The 8,900-nt window shown below is 67.8% G+C and carries 8 protein-coding genes; 5 read left to right on the forward strand and 3 right to left on the reverse strand.

Translation table 11 applies throughout. The features are described 5' to 3' along the window. The 3 genes from QQJ79_RS13795 to QQJ79_RS13805 form a co-directional block, all read left to right on the forward strand. Positions 1–615 (forward strand): efflux RND transporter periplasmic adaptor subunit (locus QQJ79_RS13795; RefSeq protein WP_284223495.1); only part of this gene is annotated, 615 nt, incomplete at its 5' end. A gap of 12 nt (positions 616–627) precedes the next feature. Then, positions 628–3,849: an efflux RND transporter permease subunit gene (locus tag QQJ79_RS13800; RefSeq protein WP_284223496.1), complete on the forward strand. Its 3,222-nt coding sequence runs from the start codon at positions 628–630 to the stop codon at positions 3,847–3,849. Then, positions 3,846–4,442 carry a cation efflux transmembrane domain-containing protein gene (locus QQJ79_RS13805; RefSeq protein ID WP_284223497.1) on the forward strand — a complete coding sequence of 199 codons (597 nt, stop codon included), beginning with the start codon at positions 3,846–3,848 and terminating at the stop codon, positions 4,440–4,442. The genes QQJ79_RS13800 and QQJ79_RS13805 overlap by 4 nt, the downstream gene beginning before the upstream one ends. 77 nt (positions 4,443–4,519) lie before the next feature. Here QQJ79_RS13805 and QQJ79_RS13810 read toward each other — a convergent pair whose 3' ends face one another. Then, the gene (locus tag QQJ79_RS13810) at positions 4,520–4,888 is read right to left on the reverse strand and encodes a DUF6471 domain-containing protein (protein WP_284223498.1); all 369 of its coding nucleotides are present in this window, start codon (positions 4,886–4,888) and stop codon (positions 4,520–4,522) included. Positions 4,889–5,037: 149 nt separating this feature from the next. Between QQJ79_RS13810 and QQJ79_RS13815 the strand changes: the two genes are divergently transcribed. Beyond that, complete coding sequence (locus QQJ79_RS13815; protein ID WP_284223499.1) at positions 5,038–6,729, forward strand: transposase; 1,692 nt, start codon at positions 5,038–5,040, stop codon at positions 6,727–6,729. Here QQJ79_RS13815 and QQJ79_RS13820 read toward each other — a convergent pair. Next, a complete protein-coding gene (locus QQJ79_RS13820) occupies positions 6,701–7,276 on the reverse strand; it encodes a hypothetical protein (protein ID WP_284223500.1) in 576 nt (191 codons plus the stop codon). The two genes, QQJ79_RS13815 and QQJ79_RS13820, sit on opposite strands and share 29 nt — an antisense overlap. A gap of 119 nt (positions 7,277–7,395) precedes the next feature. Here QQJ79_RS13820 and QQJ79_RS13825 point away from each other — a divergent pair, with 119 nt between their 5' ends. Further along, positions 7,396–8,265, forward strand: a complete 870-nt coding sequence (locus QQJ79_RS13825) for a hypothetical protein (protein ID WP_284223501.1) — start codon at positions 7,396–7,398, stop codon at positions 8,263–8,265. A gap of 19 nt (positions 8,266–8,284) precedes the next feature. Here the strand turns inward: QQJ79_RS13825 and QQJ79_RS13830 are convergent, their stop codons facing one another. Next, positions 8,285–8,794 carry a methylated-DNA--[protein]-cysteine S-methyltransferase gene (locus tag QQJ79_RS13830; protein WP_284223502.1) on the reverse strand — a complete coding sequence of 170 codons (510 nt, stop codon included), beginning with the start codon at positions 8,792–8,794 and terminating at the stop codon, positions 8,285–8,287. Positions 8,795–8,900 lie beyond the last annotated feature (106 nt).

Here is an 8,900-nt window from a genome sequence, read left to right on the forward strand (position 1 = left end):
GCGGCCCGAGCCCGCGCGGTCGCCGCCGGGTCCCCCAGCGCGTCCGGCCGTCTCAGCGTCACGAGCCCGATCAGCGGCGTCGTCACCAGCGTCCATGTCGGCCCAGGCGGCTTTGCGCCGCAGGGCGGCGTGATTGCCGAGGTCACCAACCCGGCGCGGGTGGAGATCGTCTTCAGTGCGCCCCCCGCGCTCGCCGGTCAGGTGCGCGCCGGCTCCGCGATCCGGGTGCAGGGTCCGACGGGCGAGTTCGACGCTGTCGTCACTGGCGTGGCCGCCGGCGCGGGCGCGGGGAGCGGGGCAGCCGTAATTCGCGCCCGCCCCACCGGGTCGCTGCTTCCGCCCGCAGGATCGGCGGTGACCGGGGTCATCGTCACCGGCGAAACGTTGGGAACCCTGACCGTGCCGTCCGAGGCCGTGCAGACAGTAGAGGGCGCAACCGTGGTCTTCGTGCGCACCCCAACGGGGTTCCGCGTCGCGCCCGTGCTGGTCGGCCGCCAGGCGGGCGATCGGACCGAAATCCTGCGCGGTCTGACCGGCGATGAGCGTGTCGCTGGCGTCAACGCCTTTCTCCTCAAAGCCGAGCTCGCCAAGGGCGAGGCCGAGCACGGTCACTAAGGAGCGACGCGCATGTTCAACGCCATCATCGCGGCGTCGGTCCGGTTCCGCTGGTTCGTCGTCATCGCCGTAGTGCTCGTCGCTGGTCTGGGTCTTCTCGAACTGACCAAACTGCCCATCGACGCAGTGCCCGACATCACCAACCGGCAGGTGCAGATCACCACGGTCGCGCCGGCGCTTGCCCCGGAACAAATCGAGCGACAGGTTACCTACCCGCTGGAGACGAGCCTGGCGGGCATTCCCGGCCTGACCAGCACGCGATCGCTGTCGCGCAACGGCTTCAGCCAGATCACGGCCATCTTCACCGACGAGACCGACATCTACTTCGCGCGCCAGCAGGTCGCCGAACGGCTCGCGGCGGCGCGGGAAGGACTGCCGGAAGGCGTCGAACCCGCGATGTCGCCCATCACGACCGGCCTTGGCGAGGTTCTGATGTGGACCGTCGATTACGTCCCTTTCAACAGTCAGAACCTGGCGCAGCCGGGGCAGCCGGGATGGCAGCCGGGCCGTGTCTACCTGACCCCGGAAGGCGAGCGGCTGACCACGCCCGAACAACGCGCCACCTACCTCCGGACGGTTCAGGACTGGATCATCGCGCCCCAGATGCGCGGCGCGGAAGGTCTCGCGGGCGTCGATACCGTGGGCGGCTACGTGAAGGAATACGCCGTTCGTCCCGACCCCGCCCGCCTGTCCGGCTATGGCCTCGGCTTCGGCGATCTGGTCGAGGCGCTGGAGCGCGCCAACACCCAGGCCGGTGCGGGCTACATCCAGCGCGCCGGTGAGGCGCTGGTCGTCCGCACGGACGCTCTGGCGAGCACGGTCGAGGATCTGGCGCAGGCCCCGGTGGTCAATCGCGGAGGTCTGGTGGTCCGCGTCGCCGACGTCGCTACGGTGGAGATCGGACGGGAGCCGCGCCTCGGCGGAGCCAGCCGCGACGGCCACGAAGCGGTCCTTGGCACCGCCCTGATGATCGCCGGCGGCAACAGCCGCACGGTGGCCCAGGCGGCGGCCGAACGGCTGGAGCAGGTGGACGACAGTCTCCCGCCCGGCATCGTCGCTACCACCGTCCTGAACCGGAGCGAACTGGTCAACTCGACCATCGCCACCGTCGCCCGCAATCTCACCGAGGGCGCCCTGCTTGTCGTGCTGGTGTTGTTCCTGCTGCTCGGCAACATCCGCGCCGCCACGATCACGGCCTTGATGATCCCGCTCAGCTTCCTGTTCGCCGTCATCGGCATGAATCGCTTTGGCATCAGCGGGAATCTCATGAGCCTCGGCGCCCTGGACTTCGGCCTGATGGTCGACGGCGGGGTGGTGGTGATCGAGAACACGCTGCTGCTGCTGACCCAGCGGCGCGCCCAGCTCGGCCGCCTGCTCACCCGCCACGAGCGCCTGGACGTCGCCGTCCAGTCGGCCCGGCAGATGGTCAAGCCGGCGGCCTTCGGACAGTTGATCATCCTGCTGGTGTTCGCGCCGCTGCTGATGCTGGAAGGCGTGGAGGGCAAGACGTTCCAGCCGATGGGCGCGACGGTCATGCTGGCGCTGGTTGGCGCCTTCATCTTCTCGTTCACCTTCGTGCCGGCGATGACCGCCCTTCTGGTGCGCGATCCCAAGTCCGTCCACGTCGGGCCGGACGGCGAGGTCGTCGAACACGAGACGCGCATCCTCCGCTTCGCGCGCCGCTACATTCAGCCGGCCATCCAGGCCGCCGTGGCTCGGCCGAAGGTGGTGCTGATCTCCGCCCTGGCGGCGCTCGCCATCGGCGCGGTGTCCTTCATGGCGCTGGGCCGTGAATTCATACCGACCCTCGACGAGGGCGACATCGCCATGCAGGCGCTGCGCGTGCCGTCGGCTTCGCTCGAACAATCCCTGGCGATGCAGATGGTGCTGGAGCGCGCGATCACGGCGCAGCCCGAAGTCGAGACCATGTTCTCGCGGACCGGAACCGCCGAGGCGGCGGTCGATCCCATGCCGCCGAACATTTCCGACAGCGTGATCGTCCTGAAGGATCGCAGCGAATGGCCCGATCCGGGGCTGGAGAAGGAAGCTCTGATCGAACGCATCGAGCAAATCGCGGGCCAGCAGATCGGCAACAATTTCGAGTTCAGCCAGCCGATCGAACTGCGCTTCAACGAACTCATCTCGGGCGTTCGCACCGACCTCGCCGTCATGGTCTACGGCGACGACTTCGCCACCCTCCAACGGGTGGCGGACCAGGTTGCCGGCTCGCTTCGGGAGACGACCGGCGCGGCTGACGTGCGGGTCGAGCAGGCGTCCGGCCTGCCAACCCTGACCGTCAGCGTCGATCGCATCGCCGCCGCCAGCTACGGACTGTCGGCCGCCGACGTCAGCGAAGCGGTGTCCGCTGGCATCGGCGGCGCTGAGGCGGGGACCATCTTCGAAGGCGACCGGCGCTTCGACGTTGTCGTGCGTCTGCCCGAAGCCGCGCGAAACGACCCGGCGGCGCTCGCAGCCCTGCCGGTCGTCTCGGAAACGGGCGTGGTCGTGCCCCTGTCGTCAGTGGCGCGCATCCAGACCGGCGAGGGTCCGAACCAGATCAGCCGCGAGAACGGCAGCCGCCGCATGGTCGTGCAGGCCAACGTCCGGGGCCGCGACCTCGGCGGCTTCGTCGCCGATGCGCAGGATCGGGTGGCGGAGATCGAACTCCCGGCCGGCGTCTACCTGGACTGGGGCGGACAATTCGAGAACCTCAAACGGGCGGAACAGCGCTTCAGCATCGTCATCCCCATCGTGTTCGTGCTGATCGGCGTCCTGCTGTTCATGGCGCTCGGCTCATTCGCGGAGGCCGGTCTGGTCTTCGTCTGCGTGCCGCTCGCCCTCGTCGGCGGCGCGCTGGCGCTTCTGCTCCGAGGCATGCCCTTCTCGGTCTCGGCGGCGGTCGGCTTCATCGCCGTGTCCGGGGTCGCCACCCTGAACGGGCTGGTGCTCATGCAGGCCATCCGCCAGCGGCTGAACGAGGGTCTGCCCGCCAAGGTGGCGGCGATAGAAGGAGCCGCCAGCCGGCTGCGCGCGGTGCTGACGACCGCCCTGGTCGCGATCGTCGGCTTCATTCCCATGGCCTTGGCGCATGGGGCCGGAGCCGAGGTGCAGAAGCCGCTCGCGACGGTCGTCATCGGGGGCCTTCTGACAGCGACGGCGTTGACCCTGCTCGTGCTGCCGACCTTTGCCGCCAAGGCGGTTCGGCATCGTGCTTCGGAAGGACTGGAAGATTGAGCAAGACCACCTCGGCGGACGACCAGCAGCGGCGGACGCTGCTGATCGTCCTGATCCTCAACGCCCTGCTGTTCCTCGGCCTCGGCGTCGGCGGCATCCTGGCCGACTCCAGCGCACTGCTGGCCAACGCCGTCGACAATGCCTCGGACTCCGTCGTCTACCTGATCAGCTTTGTAGCGATCGGCCGCGCCGCGTCCTGGAAACGGGGCGCGGCACGCCTGTCCGGCATCCTGTTGCTGGTCTTCGCCGCAGGGGTGCTGATCGACGTCGGTCGGCGTTGGTGGTTCGGCACCGAGCCGGTCGGCTGGACGATGATGGGGCTCGCGCTCGTAGCCGCGATCGTGAACCTGATCTGCCTGGTGCTCCTGCGGCGGGACCAGTCCGGCGACGTCAACATGGAGGCGGCCAAGACCTTCAGCATGAACGACTTCGCCTCGAATGGCGGCATCCTCGTCGCCGGTGGTCTGGTCATGTGGCTGGATCAGGCCTGGCCCGATCTGGTCGTCGGCATGCTGGTCGCGGCGATCGCCGTGAAGGGCGGTATCGAAATTCTGCGGAGCGCGTCTGACGAAGGCGAGGGTGCATCACCGTGACGATGGCCTCGGCACCGCAACGCCGCCAGAAGCAGCGGCTACTCACCGATATGGCGAGGTGGGGCGTGAAGGTTGGGTCAATCCTTCTTTGGGGCTCCCACCAGGGCTGCGATCAGCTCTGGCGTCATTCGAGCCTGCGGAAGATTGCCAAGCAGCTCGGGCGGAAGTGTGAACTCCCCCGTCAACTGAGGCTTGAAGGGGATCAGGTTCACCCCAAGCACGTGCATGAATTGCAACATGAAGGTCGCCGGGAATGTCCCTCGGCTGATCTTGTTGCGGACGCTGACCTCGGTCTCTTCGATCCCTATCGCCTGCATGCGTTCCGCAATATCGGCGTAAGTGAGGTTCTGGCGACGCTGCTCGACGCGCAAAAGCGTCCGGGCCTTCTCGCGCCAAGCGTTTTCGGGATCATCAAGATCGGCGACGGTTCCGGCGGGTTTAGCCATGACCGTTCATGCCATCACTTCCCCGACCTATCAACCTACGCGACCTACCGCTCGTTTAAGCGATAAAAATCGCACATACGCGACAATCTTCTTGACGCGCCCTGACGCGATGAGTATCGCACATACGCGACAAACCTCCCGTATGTGCGTTGACCTCATTGGCTCTCCTTCAAGGCCCGGCTCATGCCGCGACGCCGACCGAGGTCGCCGAACTCTCGGAAGACGAGGCGCGCGCGCTGTTTCGCCGTTACCGATTCGCAGAAAATGGCGGCGATCCATGCTGCAACCACTGCGGCTCGCCGGCGGCGTGGACCTACCGGGACGGCAATCTCTACAAGTGCAAACAGTGCTTGAGACAGTTCACCCTAACCACCAACACCCCGTTCGCCTACCGCAAGCTGCCGTTCAAGACGATCCTGCTGATCCTCGCGCAATTCAACGTCGCCTATCAGGGGCGCAGCGCCCTGGAGATCAGACGCGACCTTCGCGCCAAGGTGAAGAACTATAAGACGATCTTCGTCTGGCTCCACAAAATCAGATGCGCCATGCAGGCCTTCGAGCGACGCACGATCCTGCGCGAAGAGATCGAGATCGATGGAAAGGAGTTGAAAGGCTATATCCGCCCCAAGAACGTGCGCGATGAAAAGGATCACTACCGTTTTCCGTATGGTGCGCCCGACCGCACGTTGCGGGTGACGCTGGCTCGCCAGCGGGGCGGCCCCGCCCGCGCGTGGGTCGCGAAACAGGAGCATCACCCGATCCCGCCGTTCATCGACGTAGTCGATCCGAACGCCGTTGTGTTTGCCGACGGCGGTCACTGGGGTCAGATTCGCGAGCATTGCGCGCTGAAGCGGGTCATCCACGACCACCACTTCTATACGCCGGAGGCCTGCACCAACTGGGCCGAAAGCGGCTTCCGCGTCCTTGAGGGCATGCGGATGATCTATCGTCGCATCCTCGGCAACTACCTCGACCTCTACACGGCTCAGCTTACGTGGCGGTTGAGCCACACCGGCGGTGGTCCCGACGACAGCTTCGCGGCGCTCCTGGGAACGATGATGACCCCAGGCCGCTCGCCGATGGCTGGCTACTTCCTCAAGAAGAAAGCAGGCGGTTCCAAGCGCCGTTGCGAAATCATCAACCAAGACGGCGAGCCGATCGAGTGGAGTCCGCCGAACGCCGAGGAGCGGCGGCGGGCTCGAAAGGAGGCCAAGCGCGCCAGCGGAGAAGCGGAGACCCCGCGCGTCGCTGACGCCCGATCCGCGAAGCGCTGGCGTGACGGCTTCGAGTTCATGTCGGCCAGCGAGTTCATGGACGATCCAAAGCGGATGCCCCTGAGCCCCGGCGTCTACGGCTTGTTCCTTCGGAGCGGCGAACGGCTCTTCAACCTCGCTGGCTACTTCCCTGATCCGCAGCTTCCGGCCTGGGACTATGGAGTGTGGCGCAACGGATATGTCGGTGAAGGTTACTCTCTGCGCGAGAGGGTGACCGGGCACCTTCTCGGAAGCATTGGTGACTCGCCGTTCCGTCAATCGGTCTTCGCCATCCATTGGGTGGCGGGGACCGGCGAACTGGGCGACCTGAAGAGCCGCGAGGCCAGCGAAGCGGCCCTGAGCGAGTGGCTGCGCGGCGAGGTCGTGATCGGATACAAGGTCTGCGGCTATCACAAGACGGTGGAGAAGGAGATGCTGAAGCGCACCGCCGCCCCTCTGAACATCCGCGATCGCGACCCGTCGCCGTTCAGTCGCCTGCTTTCGAGCCTGCGCCAACGCTTCCGCGAGGCCGTGGTCGCCGCGTGGGAGCCGCCGCCGCCTACCAATCGCCCTCGCCAACGGCGCTAGCCGGCTCATTCCCGCGCAGTTGCGACTTCAACGTCCAACGCGGCGGCTGTCCCCCGTCATTCACCAATCCCCCCTGGGCGCGCTGCAACGCCGCATTGATCGCTCCGTATGCCTGAACGTAGGCGGGACCGTCATCGACGCTAAGGTCATGGCGCTCGACGACGCGATCCAGCATCTCGCGCACCGTCAGCCAGTCGCCGGTCTCTCGCAGCACGTCGTAGGCCGCGTCCGCCCATCCGTGGGGCGGACGGTTCGGTCCCCGGCGGAGCGGCCTGATCAGTTTTTCTCGGGCGGGGTCCCATTCCGGATCGAACATCTGGATGACGTAAACGATGTGCGGAAGCGCCTCTCTGATCTCTTCAGCCCTTGTTTCGCGCCCCCCGGCCTCGGCTGCGAACGCCTCGCCGCCCCGCCACTTCTTCTGCCTCAGCTTCGGTGGGTTCTCGATCCAGCGCAGTTCGCCGCCCAGCCGAGCGTAAAGCTGCCTAAGATGGCTGGTGAGCTGCTTCCCGCTGTTCTTCTTCCCAAGTCCGACCATAAAAACCACTCGATCCAGGAGCGGGACTGCTTATTCCAGGGCAGGTGTGTTTGCTACCCATAGCCGACCTTCCCCGCCCAACCCCGTTCTCTCCGTACAGGGAAACCCCCGCCCGGAAAGAACCCCCCATGACCGCCATCAAGACCCTCACGGCCGCCGCCGCCGCCGCCCTGACCCTCGCCGCCGCGGGCGTCGCCTCGGCCCAGACGCCCTACAGCGCCGCCCCCTACAGCCAGACGCCCCAGGAGCCCTCGCAGGGCGGGCGGGTGCTGGAGGCCATTCTCGGGACCCTGTTCGGTCAGGGGCAGACCTCGCTGGACACGGAATGGAGCCGCGGGCGCCGGCCGCTGTACAACCAGCGCACGGCCTTCGAGACGCGGCTGGACGCGGGGGTCCGCGACGGCTCCCTGTCCTACAGCCAGGCGACGCGTCTGCGCGCCGACTACGCCGACCTGGTCGCCCTGGAGACCCGCTACGCCGCCGACGGCCGCTTCACCACGGCGGAACGGACCGAACTGACCGACCGCTACCGCGACCTGACCCGCCGCCTCGACTCCGAGGACTATGACGACGATGACGGCGACTACGGCCGCTGGGACCGTCTGGCGGACCAGGCCGTCGCGTTTGACGCCCGCGTCGCCGCCGCCCTGCGCGCCCGCGACATCACCCGCACGGAAGCGACCCGGCTGCGCAGCGACTTCCAGGCCCTGGTGCGGCTGGAGGCACAGTATGAGCGCGACGGCCTCAGCGACCGCGAACGCCAGGATCTGGAGACGCGCTACGCGGATCTGAACCGCCGCGTCGGCGACGACTATGTCCCGGGCAACGGCGGCGGGGTCTATGGCGATCCGCATGCGATGCAGATCGAGGCCCGCATCGCCGCCGGTCTTCGCGACGGCTCGATCACCCGCGCCGACGCCGCCCGCTACCGCGAGGAGCTCCGCGACCTGAGCCGCCGCTGGGCCGACCTCGAGGCCCGGGTCTCGGTCCGCCGCTAAACGACCGGAGGGGCGCTGCTCAGATGAGCAGCGCCCCCTCGTGCCTGAGCAGCCAGCCCTTGCGTTCCAGCCCGCCGCCGAAGCCGGTCAGCGAGCCGTCGGCGCCGATGACCCGGTGGCAGGCGAGGATCAGGGGGATGGGGTTGCGGTTCAGCGCCGTCCCCGCCGCCTGGGCCGCACCGGGCTCGCCCGCCCGTTTCGCCATCTCGCCATAGCTGATGGTGACGCCCGCCGGCACCGCCGCCAGCGCCCGCCACACCCGCGCCTGGAAGCCGTCGCCCGCCGCCGCGCCGTCCAGCGACCAGTCGACCCGCGTCAGCGCCTCGCGGTCGCCGTCGAAATAGGCCGCGATCTCGCGCGCCGCCCCCCCCGGCGCCACGCCCTCGCTCAGACCCGCCCCCGGATACTCCCGCCGCATCGCCCCGATCAGCCCGTCCCCGAACGACAGCCCCCGCACCGCCCCCGCGTCATCACACGCCAGCGCCAGCGGCCCGATCGGACTCGGCAGCCAGGAGAGGGTGAGGTTCATGCTCAGCCCTGCGTCGGCATGAGGGCGTTGACCTCGCCCCACCCCATCGCGCCCTCCATCAACGGCTCCGACCGCCCGTCCGCGAGGAAGCCCCGGGTCAGCGCCG

Origin of the sequence: Brevundimonas denitrificans (assembly GCF_030160755.1) — a bacterium.
In the GTDB taxonomy this organism is placed as follows: Bacteria; Pseudomonadota; Alphaproteobacteria; order Caulobacterales; family Caulobacteraceae; genus Brevundimonas; species Brevundimonas denitrificans.